Origin of the sequence: Sphingomonas sp. JC676, assembly GCF_014489075.1 — a bacterium.
In the GTDB taxonomy this organism is placed as follows: Bacteria; Pseudomonadota; Alphaproteobacteria; order Sphingomonadales; family Sphingomonadaceae; genus Sphingomonas.
In genome coordinates, this window is sequence record NZ_JACTGR010000002.1 from 451089 (window position 1) to 473340 (window position 22252).

Consider the following 22252-nt stretch of genomic DNA (forward strand, 5'->3'; position numbering starts at 1 on the left):
GCATGGGGTTGGGATGCGCATAGTTTTGAAACAGTTTAGTGACATCGCACCGCTTGGCGGCACAAGCAAGCACCGGGCCGTGCCCGATGGCGAGGCCGGCCTGACCCTGATCGAGATGATGATCGTGCTGGTGATCATCGCCGTCGTGGCGGGTCTGATCACCGTGAACGTGATCGGCCGGCCCGACGAAGCCAAGGCGACCACCACCAAGGGCAACATCTCCAGCATCTCGGGCGCGCTCAAGATGTACCGGCTCGACAATGGCGATTACCCGACCACCGAGCAGGGCCTGAAGGCGCTGATCGAGAAATCGACCACCCCGCCCGTCCCCTCCAGCTTCCCGCAGGGCGGCTATCTCTCCGCGCCACCGCTCGACGCCTGGGGCCGTCCGTACGAATATAAATCGGAAGGCGGTGGCTTCACGATCAAATCACTCGGCAAGGACGGCAAACCCGGCGGCGAAGGCGTCGACGCCGATATCGACGGCAAGGGTTGATCGAAATGCGGGGGATCGGCAGCTCCGTACGCCGCCCTTCCGAGGCCGGACTGACGCTGATCGAGATGCTGATCGTGCTCGCGATCATCGGCGTCGCCGCGGGCGCGACAACTTTGGGGATCGGCGCTGCGACGCGCGCGCCTTCGGTCGAGACCGAGGCCCGGCGACTGGCGACGCGACTCCAGGCCGCGGCGGACGATGCGATGCTCGGCGACCGGACGATCGCCTTCACCGTGGAGAAGCACGGCTATGGCTTTGCGACGATCGGCGCGGACGGAAGCATCGTGGCGCGCACCGACGATGCGCTCGGGTTCCACCGCCTGCCCACCGGCATCACGATGACGCTGAGCGCGCGGCCCCCGGTGGTGCTGGGGGTGGACGGTTCGGGCAAGCCGATGTCCGCGACGATCGAGAGCGGATCACAGCGCTGGATGGTCACCTATGACGGCATGACCGCCGCCGCGATTCGGGCGCCGGCGAAGTGAAGGTGCGTTTGATTCTTGCCGCGCTCCTGCGAAAGCAGGAGCCCAGGGCTACAAGCGCCCCCCCCGCGACTCTGGACCCCTGCTTCCGCAGGGGCGCCCTCGTCCAGTCGGACGAGAGCGGCTTCTCCTTGATCGAGGCGATGGTCGCGCTCGTGGTGTTGGCCATCGCCACGGTCGGGCTGATGCGCACGGTCGAATCGCATATCGATTCGACCCGCGGGCTCGAACGACGCGCGGCCGCGATGTGGGTGGCGGAGAATCGTCTCGCCGAGCTCGAGATCGGACCGCAGTCGAGCGCAGGCGAGCTGGTCGAGATGATGGGTCAGCGCTGGCGCGTCGCGGTGGAACGGCGCCGCACCGACGATCCCGAGATCGAGCGCGTGCGGATCAACGTGTTCGCCGCCAACGAGACGACACCGCTTGCATCGCTCGATGGGTTCGTGGACGGACGCAAGGGATGACCGGCCTCAACCTCACGCCGCGCCAGGCGCGCACCGCGCTCGATCTGCTGACCGGCGCCGTCGTCGTATCGGTCGCGGTGGCGCTCGCCGGTCTCACCTGGCGAATCGCCGGCCATGCCGGAACCGGCGCGATCACCGTCCCTTCGGGTCGCAGCGGCCCCATTGTGCCACCCGATATCGCCGCCGCCATCGCGCTCGCCCCGTTCGGCAAGGCGGCGCTGGCCGACGCGAACCAGCCGACGGGGCTGCCGCTGGAGCTGAAGGGTGTCGTCGCCGCCGTCCCCATGGAGCTTTCGACCGCTTTCATCGCGGTCGGCGGCCAGCCCGCCCAGCCGTTCCGCGTAGGCGAAGCGGTGAGCGGGGCGACGATTCAGTCGATCCTCCGCGACCGCGTGATCCTGTTGAACGGCGGACGCAGCGAATTCCTCGCCTTCCCCGATCCGACGCTCTCGCCCGAGCAGCGCCAGGCAGCAGCCGCACAGGCGCCTGCCGCACCTGCACCGCAGGCGGTCACCGGTGCCGTGACGCCCCCGCCCCCCGGTCCGCCTCCGGGCAACACCGCCGCGGCGCTCCAGCGGTTCGACGCGACGCCGACCAGCGGCGGCTATCGCATCGGCGACAACGGCCCGCCGGGCATGGTCCCGGGCGATGTGATCCAGTCGGTCAACGGCACCTCGCTCAACGACCCGCAAGCCGCCAACGCCGCCTTCGCCGCCGCGCAGGCAAGCGGCACGGCCCAGATCCAGATCCTCCGCGACGGAAAGCGGCTCACGCTTACCGTGCCGCTCCGATAGAAGAGAAAACAGTGAAGATTCGCTCCGCCCTCGCCTGTCTCGCGCTCGCCTCGACCGCGCTCGACCCGTTGATCGCGCTTGCGCAGACCGCTGTGGCGCAGGATGCGGGCGATGTCGTCATCAACATGCGCGGCGTCGAGATCGCCGATGTGGCCGACCAGATCTCGCGGATCACCGGCCGCACGCTGATCCTCGATCCCGCGGTCAAGGGCGTGGTGACGGTAACTTCGGCGACACCTTTGACTCCTGCGGGCGTATGGGAGCTGTTCCAGTCGGTGCTGCGCGCCAACGGCTTCTCCGCGGTGCGCTCGGGCCGGGCATGGCGGATCGTGCCCGCGGCCAATGCCGTGCGCGACGGCGGCGTGCCGAGCCGCGGCGCCGCAGGCCAGGAGCTGGTGACCCGCATGGTTCGGCTGGCGAACGTGCCCTCGGCCGATGTCGCCCGCGTCGTGCGGCCCCTCGTTGCGACCTTCGGCAGCGTCGAGCCGATGACGAGCCCCAATGCGATCGTCGTCACCGATTATGCCGACAATGTCCGCCGGATCGAGGCGATAGCCCGCCAGCTCGACGGCGGCAGCGGCGCCACCTTCGCGACGATCGTGCTCAAGAACGGCAACGCCGCCGATGTCGCCCAGGCGCTCCAGAACGTGCTCGGCGAGGGCGGCCAGAACGGCACCGGCGCGCGCGTCGCGGCGGACGGACGCAGCAACACGGTGATAATCCGCGGCACCCCCGCGGCGGTAGCAGAGGCGCGCAAGATCGCGACTTCGCTCGACCAGCCCGGCGGCGCCACGCCGATCACGCGCATGTTCCGCCTCAACTATGCCGATGCCGAGACCGTCACCGAGGTGCTGCGCGGCGTGCTGGGCCAGGGCGAGAGCGCCGACAATCCGATCGCGCGCAGCCTGTCCGAAAGCAGCGGCAACCCCTTCGCGCGGCTGAGCGCGCAGTCTCAGGGCATCTCGTCGCTGACCGGCGGCGGCAGCTCTACGACGGGGGGGAGCATCGGCAACACCGGCAACAGCGCCAACCCGACCCAGCCGCAAATGACCAACTCCCCGGCGCCGACGCCACAAGGCTTCGTCACCCCCGATCTCACCGTCCAGCCCGCGCCCGAGCTCAACGCAGTGGTGGTGCGCGGCACGCCGGCCGCCATCGCCTCGATCGAGACGCTGATCACCGATCTCGACGTGCGCCGCCCGCAGGTGCTGATCGAAGCCGCGATCGCCGAAATCACCGGCGACGATGCCGAAGCGCTCGGCGTCCAGCTCGGCACCAGCGGCGCAGTGCTCGGCCAGGGGGGCGCGGGAACTTCGTTCGACCAGGCGGGAACCTCGCTCGGCACGATCCTGAAGGCGCTCGGCGTACCCGCCGGCTCGCTGTTGAGCACTGGCTTCACCGGCAACATCAAGATCGGCGACGATTTCTCCATCCTCGTCCAGGCGCTCGGCACCTCGACCCGCGCCAACCTGCTCTCCACGCCGCAGATCACGGTGCTCGACAATGTGGCGGGCGAGTTCGTCTCGGGCCAGAACGTACCCTTCATCACGGGCTCGGTGCTGACCAATTCGACGACGGTGAACCCCTATACGACGATCGAGCGCAAGGATGTGGGCATCACGCTGCGCGTCCTGCCGCGCATCAACGCCGGCGACACGATCCGGCTTCAGGTCAACCAGGAAGCCTCTTCGATCGCCGCCGCGCAGACCGCCGCCGCGTCGGACCTGGTCACCAATCGCCGCGCGATCAACACGACCGTGCTGGCCGACAATGGCCAGACTATCGTGCTCGGCGGGCTGATCAGCGACGATTATCAGGACGGACGCCAGCAGGTGCCGATCCTGGGCGACATCCCCATCATCGGCGAACTCTTCAAGAGCCGCCGCGAGCAGCACCAGAAGCGCACGCTGTTCATCTTCCTCAAGCCGACGATCCTGCGCGACGGCGCCGATGCCGCCGCCGCTGCCAGGGATCGCTATGCCCGGCTGCGCGCCGACGAGATCGAGAATACCAAGCGCAAGAGCCTGTTGCTGGCTCCCCCGACGCCGCGGCTGACGGTGGAGATCGACGGGATCTACTAGCGTATCGGCTCTAGCCCGCGGGAAGCGGTACACGCACCCGCTGGGTGCCGCGCGCAAAGAAGGCGGCGTCGATCGCCAGCGAGACGAGTTGCCAGCCATCGACGCTTTCGCCGATGCGCAGCGCGCGCGTGGTGCCGTCGCTGGTGCGGACCAGCGCCACCGCATCGCCGCCCAGCCGCCCGACGATACCGGCAAGCTGCGGCGCGTCGGCAGGCGCCTCCCCGGCCTCCACGACTGCGTTGCCGAACAGCGGGCGCTCGTAGATGGCGGCGAGTGGCGGCGGTGCGGCTTCGGCGGCGACCGGCACTGGCCTGGGCGTCTGCTTCTTCACCGGAACTGCGTGCCACGCGGGCAACAGCGCGACGGGGAAACCAATCGCGAGAGCTCCCGCGGCAACCAGTGCGAGGCGGTCGGGCCGGATCACTGCCATGCCGCCACCGCCTCTCCGGTCAGCCTTACCCCGCCCGGAATCGGCACGAGCTGCCAGCTGCGCAGGCGGATCAGCGGTCGACCGCGCTCGAGCGCGTCGGCGAGCGCGACCACGGCCTTTTCCGCACCAGAGACGCGGATGCGCAGCATGGCGAGGCCGGAGGGGACTTCGACCGCACTGCTTTCCTCGACCAGCACGCCGCCTGCCTTGGCGAGTGCCTGGACTCGATTCATGATCGACGCGCGGGCGGCCGCGGCGTCCTGCACTGGCATCGCGAGCCCTGGCGCCACGACTGCGACATTCCCCGGCGGCGCTTTGGCGGCGGCGGCCAGCGCATCACGTTCGGCGCGCGCGACCGACAACTTGCCGAGCGCCGTGCCGGCGAACGGGGCGATCAACAGGGCGAGCACGAGCCCCAGCGCGGCGCCATAAGCGAGCGGCGGAAATCTCATGGCCGTTCTGCCCGAAACGACGCGACCATGCCCGTTTCGCCCTGGCGCTGCCCAGTGTTGCGGAACGTCCCGATCCCCGGAAGCGTACGCAGCGCCGGCCGGAGCTGATCGGGATCGGGCGTCGAGACTTCGAGTTCGACTGCGCCGTCGCGGGTCCGTTCGGCACGAAGCACGTTCGCATTGGCGGGGAGCGCCCGGGCGATCGCCTCCAGCGTGACGCCCAGCATTGGGCCGGTGGCCGCGGCGCGCATCTCGGTCCGCGCCCCTTCCGCGGTCCGCTCCGCCGCTGCGCGCGGTGCGAGCCGGGCGTTCAGCCCGGCGGCTTCGGATCGCGCCCGCGCGGCCAGAATCTCGGCGCCCAGCAGCGTGACCAGCGGCCCGGCGGCGATCAGCAACGCGACGATCGCGGCGGTGCGCCGTCCGATCGGCGACGGCGTCGTCGGGGTAACCCGTGATGCCGACCCGCGGCCGCGCCAGCCCCGTGCTGCGGCGCGCAACCCTTCGGCAAGGCTGCGGCCCCGACGTTCGTTCTCAACCCGATCGGGCTTTCCCGCGTCCATGCCTGCCGCTTAACCGCTGCCGCGGCGCAGGGCAAAGCGTCACATATCGGTCCCTGAAGAGTCACGGTCCCGCCACGCCTATCGCATGATGGCGTAAACCAGCCCTCCCAAGGGAAGACGGACCGGGTCGTGCTGACTCGGATATTTCCAGGGGGAAATCATGACCGACCTGATCGAGACGCGCTTCGGCTATACCGATGGCGACGTCGACACCAACACCAGCACCGGCCCCACGCTCAACGCGCTCGCCGACGAGCGTTTCTCGCGCCGCCAGATGCTGCGCGGATCGAGCGCGATCGTTGCCGCAACGATGGGTGGCTCCGTGCTCGCAGCTTGCGACAGCAACGCCGATTTCAACAATGACGCCGCGCCGACCGTGAGCGCCGGCGCCGCCGCGACGACCAATTCGGGCCGCCTCGTGACCCTCACCGGCACCGCCACCGACGACGGCTCGATCGGCGCAGTCACCTGGACGCAGACCAGCGGCACCGCGGTGACGCTCAACGGCACGGGCAACACGGTGACCTTCATGGCGCCTGCCGTTGCGGCCGCGACCACGCTTACCTTTCAGTTCGCGGCGGCCGACAATACCGGTCACTCCGCGACGGCGACCACTACCGTCACCGTCAACCCGTCGGCGATGGGCTTCACCGCGGTCGCCAAGAACAAGCTCGACGTCGTTACCGTCCCTGCCGGCTACACCGTGCAGATCGGCGCGCGCCTCGGCGATCCGATCGCGACCGGCGTCGCCGCCTACAAGAATGACGGCACCGACACCAATTTCGCGCAGCGCATCGGCGACCATGGCGATGCCATGCGCTGGTTCGGCCTGAGCGCCATCGGCGCCCGGGACGAGACCAGCTCGGCCCGCGGCCTGATCGTGCAGAACCACGAGAATATCAATCAGCCCTATCTCCACGTCGCCGGCGCCACCCAGCCGGGCGGCATCCGCCCCGAGGGCGAGGCGCTCAAGGAGATCGAGTGCCACGGCGTGAGCGTGATCGAATATGCCGAAGGTGCGAACCGCGCCTGGGCCTATGTTCCCGCGAGCACCTTCAACCGCCGCATCACCCCGAGCACGCCGATGGTGTTCAACGGGCCGGTCAAGGGTTCGGACTTCCTCAAGACGCCGTTCTCGCCCGCCGGCACCGACGGCCGCGGCACGGTCAACAATTGCGCCAACGGCGCCACGCCTTGGGGCACCAACCTCACCTGTGAAGAGAATTGGGCCGGCTATTTCCGCCGCAGCGGCGACAATGCCGCCCGTACCGCGAAGGAGGTGACCGCGCTTGCCCGCTACGGCGTGACCAGCGCTACTGGCAGCTTTGGCTGGTCGACGGTGGTTCCGGCCGATGCGACCAACACGCTGTTCCGCCGCTGGGACGCGCGCGCGACCGGCGCGACCGCGCTCGACGATTTCCGCAACGAGCCGAACCAGTTTGGCTGGGTGGTCGAGATCGATCCGTACAGCCCCACCGCGGCGCCGCGCAAGCGCACCGCGCTGGGCCGCATGGGTCATGAGGGCTGCTGGCCGGGTGCGTTCGTCGAAGGCAAGAAACCTGCCTTCTACATGGGCGACGACGCGGTGAACGAGTATCTCTACAAGTTCGTCTCGGCGACGCCCTGGGTCGCTGCGGACGCGACCTCGGCCAACCGCCTCGCGATCGGCGACAAGTATCTCGACGCCGGCACCCTCTACGTCGCCAAGTTCAACTCAGACGGCAGCGGCCAGTGGCTGCCGATGGTTTATGGCACGGCGCCGCTCGACGCCTCGAACGCCGCCTATCCCTTCGCCAGCCAGGTCGACATCCTGGTCAACACCCGCCTGGCGGCGGACGCGCTGGGCGCGACCAAGATGGATCGTCCGGAATGGACCGCGGTCAACCCGGTCAACGGCGAAGTCTATCTGACGCTCACCAACAATTCGACGCGCACGCCGACCAACACCGACGCGGCCAATCCGCGCGCCTATATCGATCCGCCCAGCACGTCGGTTAGCAATCGCAACGGCCATATCGTCCGCCTCAAGGAGACGGGCAATACGACCGAGGCGACTGCCTTCACCTGGGACATCTATGTGTTCGGCTCGGGCTCGGATCTGGACGCGACCAACATCAACCTTTCGGGTCTGACCACCGACAACGATCTGTCGAGCCCGGACGGCATGGCGTTCGCCCGCACCACCCATGCTGGTGGCCTGGTCAAGCCGCTGATGTGGCTCCAGACCGACGACAGCGCGTTCACCGACGTGACCAACTGCATGATGCTTGCGGCGATGCCGGGCGCCGTCGGCGACGGCGGCGCGCGCACGGTCACCAACACTGTCACCGGCGGCGCTTCGTTCACGCAGGCGACCCGTGTCGGTGCGGCGCCGGGCGCGAACCTCAAGCGCTTCCTGGTCGGTCCGCTCGAGAGCGAGATCACCGGCGTGGACTCGACGCCCGACGGCCGCACCTTATTCGTCGGCATCCAGCATCCGGGCGAGCTCGGCAACGCCGCGGCACCCACCAGCCACTGGCCGGACAGCCAGGCGGGTGCCGCGGGTGCGACCGTCCGCCCGCGTTCGGCGATCGTCATCATCACCAAGAACGACGGCGGTGTCGTCGGCCTCTGATTTCTTTCGGTGAACTAAGGGGGAGGTTCCTTTCGGAACCTCCCTTTTTTGTGCCCTAAGTTCCGCAACCCGCCGAAGCGCGGGGCATCAGCGATCGGTGCGGCTGACGATGTTGGCTGTGCCGTCGGGCGTGATCTGAATCATGTGGCTGCCGCCGTTTCCGGTGCAGTTCGCGCGCCACAACGGCTTGCCGTCGCGATCGGGCAGCCGCACCGACGATTCCACGCCGTCGCAGGGAATCCCGGCATCAAGCAGCGCGCGGATGAAGACGACGTTACGCGTGCGGTCGTTCATCGCCAGCACCGTCGCGGTGACGTTGGCCGGTTCCGCCACGTTGTCGGTCGCGTTCGTCTCGACCGCCTCGTCTCCATTGGCCTCGGCCGTGACAGTCACATTCGCCTCTTTCTCGGCGACGGGCTGGCACGCGCCGAGCAGTGCTGCCGCAGCGAGCATCGGCAGGATAATAGGCTTCATATCCGTCTCTCCCATCGCCGGCACGAATCCGCGCCCTGACTTCCAGCAATGCCGTGGCGGGAGCGAAGTTCCCGCCCGACCTCAGCGCTGATAGGCCTTGGGCAGATCGCCTTCCTTCGGATTCCAATAGCGCTCGCGCAGGCGCGTCTGACGGCTCGCCAGTGGCTGCTCGACGCCGTCGATGAACACCGAAGTCGCCACGCTGCCGATCTCGAGCGGATCGCCGTCCCAGATCACAACGTCGCCATGTCGGCCGGGCCTGAGCGAGCCGAAATCTGCGCCCATCCCCATCGCCTCGGCCGGCCTCGAGCTGATCGCTGCAAAGGCCGATCCCCAATCGAGCCCGGTCGCCCCCGGCACGCGCGTTAGCGCCACAAGGTTGCCCGCGAACTGCTTCTCCCAGCGTGCCTGGCGCGCCTCGTCCTGGCCGATCGTGCCGATCCCGACGAGCACGCCCGCCGCCTTCATCCGGCCGATATTCGACTGGGTGGCGGCAAGCTGCTCGAAAGAGTCCGGCAGGTCGTTGAGTGCGGTCGCGATCACCGGCACTCCTGCCGCCGCGATCTCCTTCGCCACGGTCCAGCCCTCGGTCGCGCCGACCAACACCAGCCGCAGCGCCGGCATCTCGCGCTTGAGCGCAAGCAGCACCAGGATATCCGAACCGCGCTCGACATGGACGAGCAGCGGCACCCTACCCTGCACCACGCCGGACAGTGCGTCGGCATCGGCACGGGTCAGCAGCGCATCCTTGCCGCGATCGGCGAAGCTTGCGGGGCTGCGAACATAGTCGCGCACCTCGAACAATGCGTTCTTTAGCATGGCATAGGCCGCCGGGCGGCTACCGCCGGCCTGCTGGCCGCCATTCTCGCCATATTCCATGAACTGGAAGGCGCGCGGCTTGGAGACCGGATCCATGTCGGTGCCGAGATCGATCACCGCGCCCTGCCCTGCGAAGATCGAACCCTTGCTCGTCTCGGGCGCGACCACGGCACGGGTGATCCCCTCGGCGCGGTTGATCGCGATCGTGCTGGTGCGCGCATTGACCGCGGGCGCGACATCGAGCGCAGCGTTGAACGGCGAGCTGCCGGCCGAAGCGTCGTTGGTGGTCGACACCCCGTCGACCTCGATGATCCCCATCCGCGTGAAGCCGGCGAAGATGCCGGGCGATACCCAGCGGCCGCCGGCATCGACGACGCGCATGCCGGCGGGCACGGCGACGCCGGCCCCCGCGGCGACGACCCGGCCGCCACGCACGACGACGGTGCCGCCATCGACCGGTGCCGAGCCATCGCCGATCACGAGCTTGGCGTTGGTGATCGCGACATCCTGGGCCGCGGCGGGGGTAGCAAGCGCGGCCAGGCAGGCGGCGCCAAGGAGCAGCGTCTTCATCACTTCACGTCCCCCTCGCCCGGCTGGCCGAGCTCGAAATCGGATACCGGGCGGCGCTTGGGATCGGCGGCGTCGTACATCAGCGCGCCATCCACCCACACCATCTGCGGACGGGTGTAGACGCTGAACGGATTGCCGTTCCACAGCACGACATCGGCCATCTTGCCGGGCTTGAGGCTTCCGGTCTTGTCGGCGATGCCCAATGCCTTGGCAGGGTTGATCGCCAGCCATTTCCACGCCGTCTCCTCGGAGATCGGGAAACCCGCCTTGATGCCCGAAGCGCGCGCCTTGGCGACTTCCTGGTTCAGCCGCTGCGTGCCGTTGTCGTCATCCGAATGGATCATCGCGCACGCACCTTCCTTCTCCAAGATGGCGAGGTTCTCGGGGATCGCGTCATAGGCTTCCATCTTGAAGCCGTACCAATCGGCCCAGACCGCGGCGCAGGTGTTGTTGGCCTTGAGCAGATCGGCGATCTTGTAGGCCTCCACCGCGTGGTGGAACGCCGAGACGTGGTAGCCGAACTCCTTGGCCATATCCATGACCACGGCCATCTCGTCGGCGCGGTAGCAATGGTTCTGGACTAGGATCTCGCCTTCGAGGACGCCGCGCAGCGTATCCATCTGCAGGTCGCGCGCGGGCGGCTCGCCACCCTTTTCCTCATATTTGTCCCAGCGGCGCTTATACTCGACCGCGCGCGCCCAGGTCTGGCGATCGACCGCGATGTTGCCCATCCGGGTGGAGGGCGCACGGCCCTTGGAGCCATAGACGCGCTTGGGGTTCTCGCCGCAGGCCATCTTGAGGCCATAGGGGGCGCCGGGAAACTTCATCCCCTGCATCGTGCGGGCATAGACGTTCTTCACTACGACCGAGCGGCCGCCGAACAGATTGGCCGAGCCCGGCAGGATCTGGAGCGTGGTCACGCCGCCATTGGCGAGCGCGCGCGAAAAGGCCGGGTCCTGCGGCCAGACGCTGTGCTCCGCCCAGACTTCGGCGGTGACAGGCGAGGTCATCTCGTTGCCGTCGGAATTCGCATCGACGCCCGGCACGGGATAGTCGCCCATATGGCTATGGATATCGATCACGCCGGGCGTGACGTACTTGCCCGTGCCGTCGATCACCTTGGTGCCGGCGTCGGCAGTCAGCTCCTGTCCCACGGCGACGATCTTGCCGTCGCGGAACAGCACCGATCCCTTGTCGACCCTGCCGCCTTCGCCGTCGAGCACGGTGACATTGGTCACCAGCGTCGGGACGCCGGGATAGACGCGATAGGTCGAGGGATAGGGATCGTGCGAATAGCCCTTGCCCTTGCCGGGAGCGGCGCTCGCAGGCTCCGATGAAGCGGTCCGCGCCTTGCCTCCGCCATCGGCGGCACAGGCCGCCAGCCACGCACAAGCTCCTACGACCAAGATCGACCGGATCAACCGCGACTCCTTCCCTGATTCTCTTTTGGTGGGCAGCGGTGTCGCGGGAACCGGGCCTTTTGGCAAGCGGGACCGACCCGTGATCGAAACGCCTCCGTAATAAAAGTCATTGGGAGATGATCCCGGTTTGGAGCTATGGCTTTCCACGCAAAATTAGGTGATGCTATCGCCGCTTATGGGCCTCGGCTTTCACCTGTGCAGGGGCAGGTAGTTTGCGCGTGTACAATGAACTTCGTGCGGCGGGTGAAAGCCCAGCGTACAGTGCAAAGACGGTCCCCGCGGCGTTCGCCGTGCTGGCGCTTTCGTGCAGTCTGTCGGCACTTGCGGGCTGGTTGTTCGACCTGCCGGACGTGCGCAGCTTCGGCTTCGACGATTATCCCGTCTGGCCGCTCACCGCGACCGGCTATGCGTTCCTTTCGCTCGGCTATCTCGCAACGATCTTCGGCTGGCGTTCCATGGCCGCGATTTGTCTGGCGGTGCCGCTAGTCCTCGCCGCGCTGGCGATCTTTCAATCGGTGACCGGCATCGATATCGGCATGGACCGCGTGCTGTTCGGCGCACAGCTCACCGACTATCCGTTCGTTCACCCGGGCCGCCCCGGGGCCAATGCAGTTGTCAACTTCCTGCTGCTCACTACCGCCGCGTACAGCGCAAGGGGACGCACGCCCGTGCCCTCGGAGATCGCCAGTCTGATCGCAGTGGTCGTGCTCGGACTTTCAGCCGCCGCCGCAGCGATGATCCTGCTCTCCAACGAGGACATCACCAGCCCGCAGATCCTGCACATCTCGCTACCTGCCGCAGTCTCGGCGATGTCGCTGGCGACGTCTTTCCTGTTTCTGCAGAAGAGCCAGAGCTGGACTCGGCTGGTTGAGGTCAGCCGCAAGAACCCACGGCTGGTGCGGATGCTGATTGCGTGCGGCGTCGTGCTCCCGATCATCCCGGCGCTGATGGAATTGCTTGTCGTCCGCCATGCGATGCTGTCGCCAACGGCGAGCGGGCTGCTGATCGTCTCGTTCAACCTCATGGTCGTTTCGTTCATTGCCTATTGGGCGGTGACACGCGTCGCGCGCGAGCAGGAGGCGATGGCCGAGCTAAGTCACGCTCTCGACTACACCACCGTGGTGCTGACCGATCTGGAGGGGCGAATCCTCCACTGGTCGCTCGGGTGCCAGCAGCTCTATGGCTGGACCCCCGCGGAGGCGCAGGGACAGCGCAAATACATGCTGCTGCGCTCGCGCTGCTATGATTCGAGCGGCGACCAACCCAGGCAAACCGCGGGCGATGCGCAAGAACTGATCGAAATCCGCAAGGACGGGGTAGAGATCTGCGTCCTCGAACGGGTCAATCGCGTCACGAGCCCGCATCGCGAGCCGCTGCTCGTCCACAGCATCACCGACGTATCGCAGCGTGTTGCGGCTTTGCGCGCGCTCCGGACCAGCGAGGAGCGACTCGCGCTCGCGGCGGGTGCGCACGAACTCGGGGTTTTCGAGTGGGATGTCGTCACCGGCCGCATCGAATGGTCGCCCGGCACTGAGCAGCGCCTGGGCCTGGTCCCGGGCTCGCTGGGGGATTTCGAGAGCTGGCGCTCGCAGGTCGAGCCGTCCGACGTCGACGATGTCGTGGATACCATCGCCCGCACAGTGGCAAACCGCGCGGAGAAATTCAGCTTCCGCTATCGCTTCCTCCACTCCAACGGAGGCGTGCGCGCCGTGGAAGGGTCTTCGCGGGCCTTTTACGACGAACAGGGCAATCTGATGCGTACCGTCGGCGTGATCCTGGACATCACTGAGCGCGAGGAACGCGAGGCGGCGCTGCGGCGTCGGGAAGCCCAGTTGCGCACCGTGCTGGAAACCGTGCCCGATGCGATGGTAGTGATCAACGACGGCGGCACGATCCTGCAGTTCAGCACGGCCGCGGAAGTCCTGTGGGGATATCGTGCCGCCGAGGTCATCGGCCAGAACTTCACGATGCTCTCGCCGGCGGATAGCCGCGCGGCGAGCGAAGCCATACTTCACCGGTTCCTCGAAAGGCGCGGAGGCATCGCCAGCGAGGTGCTGACGGGTACCGGTGAGACCGCTGACGGGCGGCGTTTCCCACTGGAGGGGCGCGCCGGCGTGGCCCAGAGCGACGGACAGACACTGCTTACGGTGTTCATCCGCGACCTGACCGATCGCATAGCCACGGAGGAGCGGCTCAGCGAGCTGAGTTCCGAAATCGCCCATGTCTCGCGGCAGAGCGCGATGAGCGAGCTCGCCGCTGATCTCGCGCACGAACTCAACCAGCCGCTCAGCGCGACGTCCAATTTCCTGGCCGCCGCGCGCATGCTGCTCGAACGGGGAGAACCCGTGGAGAAAGTGTCCGAGCTGCTACGCACGGCGATCGAGCAGACGCAGCGCGCGGGCGAGATCATCCGCCGCTTGCGCGCCTTCATGGCACGCGGCGAGGTGGAGATGCGCGTTGAATCGGTCGAACGGACCGTGCGCGACGCGGTGGAATTGATCCTGGTGGGCACCGGGCAGTTCAACACGCGGGTCAATTATCAGCTCGATCCTAAAGCGCGCTTCATCCTGGCCGATCGGATCCAGGTCCAGCAAGTTCTGGTGAACCTATTGCGCAATGCGATGGAAGCACTGCGCGGATCGGGTCGCACCGAAAGGCAAATTACTATCAGTTCGTGCAAGTATCCCGGCCAGATGGTGGAGATCGCCGTCACGGACTCCGGACCCGGCCTGCCAGAACATGTATTGGAAACATTGTTTTCACGCTTCACGACCACAAAAGGAAGCGGTGGCGGAATGGGTATTGGACTTTCAATCAGTAAGCGTATCATCGAAGCGCACGGGGGTACGCTGAGCGCTGAAAATCAGACCGGGGGTGGAGCATCCTTCCGCTTCACTCTGCCCGCCGTCGAAGAGGGTGGAGTTGAATGACAAGAGCCATTTACATCGTCGATGATGACGACGCCGTCCGCGCTTCGCTGCACAGCCTCCTCTCCGTCAGAAGCGATCTGGCGGTACGTGGATATCGCTCGGGAGACGCCTTTCTGGAGCAGGTCAAGGAGCTCGATCCGGGCGTCCTGCTGCTCGATTTCCATATGCCGGGATCGACTGGGCTGGACGTGCTCAACGCATTGAGCTCCAGCCCGCATTTCGTGCCGATCGTGCTTACCGGCCAGGGTAATGTCGGGCTGGCGGTGCAGGCGATGAAGGCGGGGGCGCTGGATTTCGTCGAGAAGCCTTATGAGGCGGAGACGCTGATGCAGCTCGTCGACACCGCCTTTTCGCGGCTGGAGGAGGATAGTCAGGCCGCGGCGCGGATCGGCGCGGCCGAGGCGAAGATCGCCAAGCTCTCGCCGCGCGAGACCGATGTGCTGAAGGGGCTGATCGAGGGCCGCTCGAACAAGATCATCGCCTATGAGCTGGATATCAGCCCGCGCACGGTGGAGATCTATCGCGCCAATTTGATGGAAAAGCTGGAAGTGCGCAGCCTTTCCGAAGCGCTGCGCATCGCCTTTGCTGCCGGACTCTTCCCGAAGGCCTGAGCCCGGCAGCTAGCCGATCAGAAGCTGACCGACAGGTCCATATAGCCGTACCGGGTATCGCCCGTCGTCGGCGCATTCGGCGCATCACGCAGGAAACGCCCCTTGGCGAGATAGGCACCGCCCGCCTCCAGACGCAGCCGATCGGGGATCAGCCAACGCCGCGCGCGCGCCTCGATCTGTGTGCCCGCATGGCGACCCAACGCCCCGGTCTTGTCGCGAACACCGGTCGACGCGAAAGCGTCGGTCGCATCCGCAAGCCAGAGGCCGCGCACCGCCGCCATCAGGTCGAAGCGCTTCGACGGCTTGGCCTCGATCCGCGCACCCGGCGAGATCAGGTTCGCGCGGCCGATCGGGCCATAGAGCGCCACCGGGCCGAAATCGGCGCGGCGCGCGCCGAACAGCGTATCGAACCGGCCGTAGGACGACTTGGCGCCATCGGCCGACGCATAGTCGAACATGGCGGAGATGCGCGGCATCCATCCCTTGGCGGCGGTCCAGCCGGCCTCGGCATGGCCGAAGCCCGCCTGCACCTTGAGGTCCTTGAGGTCGTTCGCTGCGGTAGTCGCGCGCGCGGTGCCGCGTTGGAGCGCGCCTTCAGCCTCGAAATCGAACTTGCCCTTGGCGGGCGCGCGGCGGATGCGCGTGCCGAAGGTCGAGAGATGGCGATCGCGCGTGAGGCGGCCGGGACGGTCCTCCTCGACCAGGCGATAGCCGTACAGCTCGACGCTCACATTCTTGAACGCCTCGGCGACGGTGCCGCTAGTACCGAAAAAGGTCATGTTGCCGGCGGCGCGGTCGAACTTGAACCCGTTGTGATGGATGGCGCCGGCATCGTCGGGCAGCGCCGTGAACGGCTCGGTCCAGAAGACCAGAAACCGATCCTTGCCCCTGGTTCGCCATTCGCCCATCACGCCCAGATAGGAAAGCACCGTGTTTGGGAAATCGGTGCGCCCGACGAGGCGGCTCGAGCCGATGTCGAGCGAGAAGCGGCCGGCCGTGGCGGTCAGCGTATCGCCCTTTTGCGCGACATCGCGGAAGCGATAGGCCGCATAAGCCTGGACGGGCTCGAGCGCGTCGATCTCGGTGGTCTTGACCGAGGACTTGTCGCTCTCCGCATAGCCGCGCGCATCGACGATCTCGCCGCCGAGCGTGAAATCAGCCACGTCAAGACGCGCGGCGACGGTGGTGCGAAACGAGACGAACACATCGTCAGGGCTGGTGGCCGGACGGAACTGGCCATCGATCGCCTCGATGCGCGCGCGGGCGCTGGCGTCGATGGTGAACTTTACGTCCGACTTGCCCTTCCCGTCTTCGGGACGCGCCACGGCCGGAATCGTCACCAATAGAAGGGGTAAGGCAGCGGCGCTAAGAAGAAAACGGGTGGCTATGTTGATCGTCACGGCGAGCTCCGGCGGGGTAAATATCCCACTCCTTATAGAAACAAACCCGCGACCGACCGGATCGCGCCGCTTAAGTAATTGGCTCCGATGCCGGGTTTTTGAAAAAGCTATTGGCTGAAAAGGCTGGCTTTTTCGGCGCCGCCGGCGGTCAGCGCTTCGGTTACCATCCTATAATGTACGAGTTCCGCTCCGCCGGAGCCTGTTATAATCCGCGGCGTGCTCGCGTGCGCCCGATCAAATGGACTCGCACATGCTCGCATTCATCAACAACTGGCGATTGGCAAAGAAAATGCTGGTCGCTTTCGCCTTTCTCGGCGCGCTGATCGCGGCGCTGGGGATAAACGGCTACGTCTCGAATACCAGGCTCAGCGCCATCGCTTCGCAGCATGTCGATCAGAGCGTCGCCGGCATGTCCGGCCTCGCCGATCTGCTGAGCGACGTGAAAGAACTGCGGATCATCGTCTACAGCTATTACAGCGCCCATGATCCGAAGGACATTGCGTCGCTAGAGGAGCGCGCGGTCAAGGCGAACAAGGCGTTCCTCGACGATCTCGCAGCCTACAAGCCCATCGCCGGCGAGGAGTTCGCTCCAGAGGTCGGGAAGCTGAGCGAGCAGGTACAGTCCCTGATCTCGATCAACGAAAAGACGTTCGAACTCAAGAGGGCGGGTGACGCCGATGGCACGCTCGCGCTCATCAAGGGCGATGGCAAGAAGGTATCGCGTACGGCGATCGACCAGATCGAAGAGCTGCTGCAGAAGTCACGCGATCGCGCGCATGCCGCCGATGCGGCCGCCGACGCCTATGCCGGCCAGACCATCCTGCTGTCGATCCTGCTCGTGGGTTCCTCGATCGCCGGATTGCTGTTCGTGTGGTTCGTCATCAACAGCACCGTCGCCAAGCCAATGGCCAACCTGACCGGCGTCACCACCGCGCTGGCGGAAGGCGGCAAGGCCGAGGTCCCCTATCGCGACCGCAAGGACGAGCTCGGCAAGATCGCAATCGCCGTCGAGCAGTTCCGCGTCGCTGCGATCGCGCGCGCCGAAACCGACGCCCGCTCGGCCGCCGAGCAGAAGGTCGTGACCTCCAGCCTGCGCGACAGCCTGTTATCGCTGACCCAGGGCGACCTCACCGCGCAGATCAAGACCGACTTCCCAACCGCCTATGCCGAGCTCAAGACCAACTTCAACGAAGCGATCGAGAGCCTGCGCAGCCTGATCGGCTCGGTGATGGAATCGACCGCGACGATCCGGGTCGGTTCGGGCGAGATCGCCCAGGCGTCCGAGGACCTCGCCCGCCGCACCGAAGGTAATGCCGCCAGTCTGGAAGAGACTTCGGCTGCGGTGACGCAGATGGACGGCCGCCTCAAGGCGACCGCGGCGTCGGCCTCGCGGACCGTGGAGCGCGCTGATGGCGCGATCGCTACCGTCGCGGGCGGTCGCAGCATTGCCGACGAGGCGGTACAGGCGATGACGCGCGTCGCGGACAGCGCCAAGGGCATCGACAGCGTCATCGAGGGCCTCGACAAGATCGCCTTCCAGACGCGCGTTCTCGCGATGAACGCCGCGGTCGAGGCCGGCCGTGCGGGCGAAGCGGGCCGCGGCTTCGCGGTCGTCGCCGATCTCGTCTCCGCCCTCGCGATGCGGGCGGAAGAGGAAGCCGGCCGCGCCCGCGACCAGCTGACCGCCACACAGACCGACATCGTCGCTGCCGTACAGATGGTCGAGAAGGTCGACAGCGCGCTCGCCAATATCTCGAGCGATGTCGGCGAGGTGCACAGCCTGCTCGGCCAGATGGCGGCCGACAACCAGGCCCAGTCGACCGCGATCACCCAGATCAGCGCCGCGATCGGCACGATGGACCAGTCGACCCAGCAGAATGCCGCGATGGTGGAGGAAACCTCCGCCGCCGCGCGCAACCTCAGTGCCGAAGTGACCTCGCTCGCCGATCAGGCGGCAAGGTTCACGATCGGCAACGAGCGTCCCCGCGCCAGTGTCCGCGCCGTGGCGCCCGCCGCCAAGGCGGTGGTCACCAAGCCGAAGGGCTATGTCTCGCCGGTCAAGGCGCTGCCGGTACCGGCGATCGCCAACGGCAACGGCGCCGCGCACGACGACTGGACCTCGTTCTAGGCACGGATCCGCGTTCGAAATGGCGGGCGTCGCGGCGAGGCCGGGGCGCCCGCTTTTCATTGTAGCTGCAACTTGCGCTGGGATATTCCGCTGCGCACCGTCCCAGCGATCGGCTCGCGTGCCCTGCGCCGCGCATCTCCGGGACAAAGAAAGGGCGCCGTGGCTTGTGGCCACGGCGCCCTTTCTTTGTTGGCGTCGGCTGAGGCTCAGTCGTCGCCGAACGCCGCGATCAGCCGCAGCCCAGTCACCAGCGTATCGCGGCCATGGCCATCCGAATAGGCGCGGCGGATATACTGGATGTCGGGCTGGATGCTCAGGAACGACGCAAGCTTGTCCTGATAGGTCAGCTCGATGCCGGTCTCGCCGTCGGCCGCCGAAAAACCCTCATCGAGCAGATTGCCGCTGAATCCATGCGACAACAGGCCATGCTCGACGCCGAACGACACCTGGCTGTCGGGCCGGCCGGGCACCAAGCCGGTGACTAGTACACCGGCCTGGAAGCCACCGCGGAACGGCGTGGTCTTGCCTTCCGACAGGCCGATGCGTGCGAAGAGATGCGTCCCCGCCTCTTCATCGCCCGCGACCTGCTGGTCGATCAGTACATAGGCACCCTGGGCGATGCGCTGCACGGGATCGCCGGCGGCGGTGAGCGCATGGACATCGTCCTGACGCTGGCTGTAGCGCCACGCGCCGAGCGCGAGCTTGCCGCCCCACGTCGTCCCCGCCTCGCCAATCAGCAGCACGCCGTCGCGAAAGCGGAAATCGATCCCCGTGGGATCACCGAGCACGCCGGACTTGGCGTCCACCACCGCGGCGCGGACGTAGCCGTGCGCACCCACATCGACGCTCAGCCGCGCGGTGAGCGCGGTGGAGGGGAAGATCGACGGGCCATTGGGGCCCGTCGCCGCCAGCTCCGATCCGATGCCAAAGGGCGGCGCGATGAGCAGCCCGGCCGAATCATTCTGATAGAAATCCGCGTTGAGATCGGTGAGGCCGAGGCGGATCGACGCGCGGCTGGCGGCGAACGCCTGCTGGACCCAGGCTTCGTAGAGCTTGGCGCGCGCGGAGCCGACCTCGATGTTGTTGATGCCTTGGAGCGTCCCCGCCGCATCGTTGGGCTTGCCGCCGAAGTTGGCGAGCAGGTGTCCGCCTGCACTGAGGCCCTTCACGCCGATCAGCTTCTGCAGGTCGGCTTCGGCGGTCATCTCGACGTCATGCAGGACGAACGAGCGCGACTCCTCGCCCTGCGCCACGATGACGGTGTCGGCTACATAGCGACCGCCGACCGCAACGGAGCGTTCCGAGGCTTCCTGCGCGCATGCGGGAGCGGCGGTCAAGGCGCTCACGGCGATCAAAGAAAAACGTATCGATTGCATTGCCGATGTTCCGTGGCCTGTTGGCGATCCCCGTGGATATTATAGGATGTCCGTAACATTTCCCGGCTCGGACAACGCCGTTTCTGCACGGCCACGAACATAAGGTAGATTCGATCCTATAATTCACTGTCACCGGCCGCATGCCGCGGCGGGTGGAACAGTCACTCAGGGAATCGAATCGGATGCGACCTTCCTTCCAAGTCGAAAGCGGCATGTCTCTCGAACGCGCCTCAAAGATCGCCGGCGCAATCCTGCTCGGGCTCATGTTGCTCTGCGGCGTAACGGGCATCGGCGCCGCCTGGCAGCAGGGGCTCGGCCTGGAACGCCAGAGCGCGGCATCCACGCTCCTCGCCAACCACCAGGTCGCCGACATGATGCATGACGCCATCCGCGCCGACGTGCTCGCGGCGTTCAAGGCGCAGGATCCGAACAGCGGCATCAAGATGGACGATGTCGAAAAGGACTTCGCTGAACATCTTGACACGCTGCGCGAGCATATCGCTGCCGATGGTGCTTATAAGGGCTCGGAAGACGTCTCGGCTGTCACGTCGAAGCTGCTCGAACCGATGGCCGCCTATGCGGACGCGGGACGCAAGATCCTGGCCAAGGTCAAAGCCGATCCCGCGGCTGCCGACAGGGACATGCCCGCCTTTTTCGACCAGTTCCACACCCTCGAAAAGTCGATGGCCGATGCGTCGGACGCGATCGAGGCCCATGCGAAGGAGACTTCGAGCGCGGCCACTGCGATCGGCCGCTACGCCATTCTGCTGCTCGTCCTCACGCTGGCCGCGGGCATGGGCGCCTGCGTCGCGCTGATCATGGCGGTCCGCAGTCGCGTCGTGCTTCCGCTCGTCTCGCTCGCGGGAACGATGCGCAAGTTGGGCGCCGGCGATCTGACGGCCGAAGTGACCGGCACCGATCGCGGCGACGAGCTTGGCGACATGGCCAAGGCGATGGTCGCGTTCCGCGATCAGCTCCACGCTGCCGAACAGGCGAAGCAGGCTCAGGCCCAGCTCATCGTCGCAAGCCTGGGTTCGGGCCTCACCGCGCTTGCCGACGGCGACCTCACCGCCCAGGTGACCGCCGATCTCCAGCCGCCCTTCGCCCAGCTCAAGACCAACTTCAACGAAGCGATGACCAGCCTTCGCAGCCTGATCGGTTCGGTGACCGAGAGCGCCGCGAGCATCCGTACCGGCTCGGGCGAGATCGCCCAGGCTTCGGAGGATCTCGCCCGCCGCACCGAAGGTAATGCCGCCAGTCTGGAAGAGACTTCGGCCGCCGTCACGCAGATGGACGGCCGCCTCAAGGCCACTGCCGCCGCCGCGTCGCGGACGGTGGAGCGCGCCGATGGCGCAATCGCCACCGTCTCGGGGGGCCGCGACATCGCCGACGAGGCGGTCCAGGCGATGACGCGCGTCGCCGAGAGCGCCAAGGGCATCGACAGCGTCATCGAAGGTCTCGACAAGATCGCCTTCCAGACACGCGTTCTCGCGATGAACGCCGCGGTCGAGGCAGGCCGCGCCGGCGAGGCCGGTCGTGGCTTCGCGGTGGTCGCCGATCTCGTCTCCGCGCTCGCGATGCGCGCCGAGGAGGAAGCGGGACGCGCCCGCGACCAGCTGACCGCCACCCAGACCGATATCGCCGCTGCCGTACAGATGGTCGAGAAGGTCGACAGCGCATTGGTCAACATCTCGAGCGATGTCGGCGAAGTCCATCAGCTGCTCGGTCAGATGGCGGCCGACAATCAGGCCCAGTCGACCGCGATCACCCAGATCAGCGCCGCGATCGGCACGATGGACCAGTCCACCCAGCAGAATGCCGCGATGGTCGAGCAGACCTCCGCCGCTGCGCGCAACCTGACCTCGGAAGTCTCGGCGCTCGCCGACCAGGCCGCCCGGTTCCGCACCGGCGCGCAGGCCAAGCCCGTCGCGCGTCCGGCCAAGGCGTCCGGCTATGTCTCGCCGGTCAAGGCCCTGCCCGTCGCCGCGATGGCGAACGGCAGTGGCTCGGGCGACTGGGCATCGTTCTGACAGCTACCGCGTTCGGCTCGCACTGAAAGGGCGCCGCGAGACAATCGCGGCGCCCTTTTTTGCGGCTCCCGCTGGTAAGCGTAACCGGAATGCGGTGACGCTCGTGGTGGAAAGCCGAAG

General features: G+C 66.8%; 18 protein-coding genes. 10 read left to right on the forward strand and 8 right to left on the reverse strand.

Going from position 1 to position 22252, the window contains the following annotated elements:
• Positions 1-25 precede the first annotated feature (25 nt).
• From gspG to gspD, 5 genes are read left to right on the forward strand one after another with little or no spacing between them, the layout of a single operon-like run.
• On the forward strand, positions 26-496 hold the full coding sequence (gspG, locus tag IAG41_RS08905) for a type II secretion system major pseudopilin GspG (protein WP_262408557.1): 471 nt from the start codon (positions 26-28) through the stop codon (positions 494-496).
• 5 nt (positions 497-501) lie between these two features.
• Positions 502-981, forward strand: a complete 480-nt coding sequence (locus IAG41_RS08910; protein WP_187728260.1) for a GspH/FimT family pseudopilin — start codon at positions 502-504, stop codon at positions 979-981.
• A 2-nt stretch (positions 982-983) separates the two neighbouring features.
• The gene (gene gspI / locus IAG41_RS08915) at positions 984-1442 is read left to right on the forward strand and encodes a type II secretion system minor pseudopilin GspI (RefSeq protein ID WP_316251123.1); all 459 of its coding nucleotides are present in this window, start codon (positions 984-986) and stop codon (positions 1440-1442) included.
• A complete protein-coding gene (locus tag IAG41_RS08920) occupies positions 1439-2236 on the forward strand; it encodes a type II secretion system protein N (RefSeq protein WP_187728261.1) in 798 nt (265 codons plus the stop codon). Before gspI ends, IAG41_RS08920 begins: the two co-directional genes overlap by 4 nt.
• Before the next feature lie 11 nt (positions 2237-2247).
• A complete protein-coding gene (gene gspD / locus IAG41_RS08925; protein ID WP_187728262.1) occupies positions 2248-4317 on the forward strand; it encodes a type II secretion system secretin GspD in 2070 nt (689 codons plus the stop codon).
• 10 nt (positions 4318-4327) lie between these two features.
• On the opposite strand, the gene IAG41_RS08930 is transcribed toward gspD, so the two are convergent.
• The 3 genes from IAG41_RS08930 to IAG41_RS08940 are packed head-to-tail and all read right to left on the reverse strand — an operon-like array spanning position 4328 to position 5759.
• Positions 4328-4747 carry a hypothetical protein gene (locus IAG41_RS08930; protein ID WP_187728263.1) on the reverse strand — a complete coding sequence of 140 codons (420 nt, stop codon included), beginning with the start codon at positions 4745-4747 and terminating at the stop codon, positions 4328-4330.
• Complete coding sequence (locus IAG41_RS08935) at positions 4738-5199, reverse strand: hypothetical protein (protein ID WP_187728264.1); 462 nt, start codon at positions 5197-5199, stop codon at positions 4738-4740. Before IAG41_RS08935 ends, IAG41_RS08930 begins: the two co-directional genes overlap by 10 nt.
• A complete protein-coding gene (locus IAG41_RS08940) occupies positions 5196-5759 on the reverse strand; it encodes a hypothetical protein (RefSeq protein ID WP_187728265.1) in 564 nt (187 codons plus the stop codon). The genes IAG41_RS08935 and IAG41_RS08940 overlap by 4 nt, the downstream gene beginning before the upstream one ends.
• Before the next feature lie 160 nt (positions 5760-5919).
• Here IAG41_RS08940 and IAG41_RS08945 point away from each other — a divergent pair, with 160 nt between their 5' ends.
• Positions 5920-8373, forward strand: a complete 2454-nt coding sequence (locus tag IAG41_RS08945) for a PhoX family protein (RefSeq protein ID WP_187728266.1) — start codon at positions 5920-5922, stop codon at positions 8371-8373.
• A gap of 87 nt (positions 8374-8460) precedes the next feature.
• Here IAG41_RS08945 and IAG41_RS08950 read toward each other — a convergent pair whose 3' ends face one another.
• The 3 genes from IAG41_RS08950 to IAG41_RS08960 form a co-directional block, all read right to left on the reverse strand.
• Positions 8461-8847 carry a hypothetical protein gene (locus tag IAG41_RS08950; RefSeq protein WP_187728267.1) on the reverse strand — a complete coding sequence of 129 codons (387 nt, stop codon included), beginning with the start codon at positions 8845-8847 and terminating at the stop codon, positions 8461-8463.
• A gap of 81 nt (positions 8848-8928) precedes the next feature.
• Complete coding sequence (locus IAG41_RS08955) at positions 8929-10236, reverse strand: amidohydrolase family protein (protein ID WP_187728268.1); 1308 nt, start codon at positions 10234-10236, stop codon at positions 8929-8931.
• Positions 10236-11642 (reverse strand): amidohydrolase, encoded by a 1407-nt coding sequence (locus IAG41_RS08960; protein ID WP_187728609.1) that lies wholly within the window; start codon positions 11640-11642, stop codon positions 10236-10238. Before IAG41_RS08960 ends, IAG41_RS08955 begins: the two co-directional genes overlap by 1 nt.
• Positions 11643-11875: 233 nt before the next feature.
• Between IAG41_RS08960 and IAG41_RS08965 the strand changes: the two genes are divergently transcribed.
• Both IAG41_RS08965 and IAG41_RS08970 read left to right on the forward strand, forming a co-directional pair.
• A complete protein-coding gene (locus IAG41_RS08965; protein WP_187728269.1) occupies positions 11876-14587 on the forward strand; it encodes a PAS domain S-box protein in 2712 nt (903 codons plus the stop codon).
• Positions 14584-15198 (forward strand): response regulator transcription factor, encoded by a 615-nt coding sequence (locus IAG41_RS08970; RefSeq protein ID WP_187728270.1) that lies wholly within the window; start codon positions 14584-14586, stop codon positions 15196-15198. The genes IAG41_RS08965 and IAG41_RS08970 overlap by 4 nt, the downstream gene beginning before the upstream one ends.
• A 17-nt stretch (positions 15199-15215) precedes the next feature.
• On the opposite strand, the gene IAG41_RS08975 is transcribed toward IAG41_RS08970, so the two are convergent.
• Positions 15216-16523, reverse strand: coding sequence for an alginate export family protein (locus IAG41_RS08975; RefSeq protein ID WP_187728271.1), 1308 nt, complete (start codon positions 16521-16523; stop codon positions 15216-15218).
• 325 nt (positions 16524-16848) lie between these two features.
• On the opposite strand from IAG41_RS08975, the gene IAG41_RS08980 reads away from it, so the two are divergent.
• Positions 16849-18726 carry a methyl-accepting chemotaxis protein gene (locus IAG41_RS08980; protein ID WP_187728272.1) on the forward strand — a complete coding sequence of 626 codons (1878 nt, stop codon included), beginning with the start codon at positions 16849-16851 and terminating at the stop codon, positions 18724-18726.
• A 206-nt stretch (positions 18727-18932) separates the two neighbouring features.
• Here the strand turns inward: IAG41_RS08980 and IAG41_RS08985 are convergent, their stop codons facing one another.
• Positions 18933-20102, reverse strand: coding sequence for a carbohydrate porin (locus IAG41_RS08985; protein ID WP_187728273.1), 1170 nt, complete (start codon positions 20100-20102; stop codon positions 18933-18935).
• 212 nt (positions 20103-20314) lie between these two features.
• On the opposite strand from IAG41_RS08985, the gene IAG41_RS08990 reads away from it, so the two are divergent.
• Positions 20315-22132 (forward strand): methyl-accepting chemotaxis protein, encoded by a 1818-nt coding sequence (locus IAG41_RS08990; RefSeq protein WP_187728274.1) that lies wholly within the window; start codon positions 20315-20317, stop codon positions 22130-22132.
• Positions 22133-22252 lie beyond the last annotated feature (120 nt).

What these genes read in the sequence shown, in the direction of transcription:
- IAG41_RS08910 (WP_187728260.1), top strand. Translation starts at nt 502, where the DNA reads ATGCGGGGGATCGGCAGCTCCGTACGCCGCCCTTCCGAGGCCGGACTG.
- IAG41_RS08920 (WP_187728261.1), top strand. Translation starts at nt 1,439, where the DNA reads ATGACCGGCCTCAACCTCACGCCGCGCCAGGCGCGCACCGCGCTCGAT.
- IAG41_RS08930 (WP_187728263.1), bottom strand. Translation starts at nt 4,747, where the DNA reads ATGGCAGTGATCCGGCCCGACCGCCTCGCACTGGTTGCCGCGGGAGCT.
- IAG41_RS08935 (WP_187728264.1), bottom strand. Translation starts at nt 5,199, where the DNA reads ATGAGATTTCCGCCGCTCGCTTATGGCGCCGCGCTGGGGCTCGTGCTC.
- IAG41_RS08940 (WP_187728265.1), bottom strand. Translation starts at nt 5,759, where the DNA reads ATGGACGCGGGAAAGCCCGATCGGGTTGAGAACGAACGTCGGGGCCGC.
- IAG41_RS08945 (WP_187728266.1), top strand. Translation starts at nt 5,920, where the DNA reads ATGACCGACCTGATCGAGACGCGCTTCGGCTATACCGATGGCGACGTC.
- IAG41_RS08950 (WP_187728267.1), bottom strand. Translation starts at nt 8,847, where the DNA reads ATGAAGCCTATTATCCTGCCGATGCTCGCTGCGGCAGCACTGCTCGGC.
- IAG41_RS08955 (WP_187728268.1), bottom strand. Translation starts at nt 10,236, where the DNA reads ATGAAGACGCTGCTCCTTGGCGCCGCCTGCCTGGCCGCGCTTGCTACC.
- IAG41_RS08970 (WP_187728270.1), top strand. Translation starts at nt 14,584, where the DNA reads ATGACAAGAGCCATTTACATCGTCGATGATGACGACGCCGTCCGCGCT.
- IAG41_RS08980 (WP_187728272.1), top strand. Translation starts at nt 16,849, where the DNA reads ATGCTCGCATTCATCAACAACTGGCGATTGGCAAAGAAAATGCTGGTC.
- IAG41_RS08985 (WP_187728273.1), bottom strand. Translation starts at nt 20,102, where the DNA reads ATGCAATCGATACGTTTTTCTTTGATCGCCGTGAGCGCCTTGACCGCC.
- IAG41_RS08990 (WP_187728274.1), top strand. Translation starts at nt 20,315, where the DNA reads ATGTCTCTCGAACGCGCCTCAAAGATCGCCGGCGCAATCCTGCTCGGG.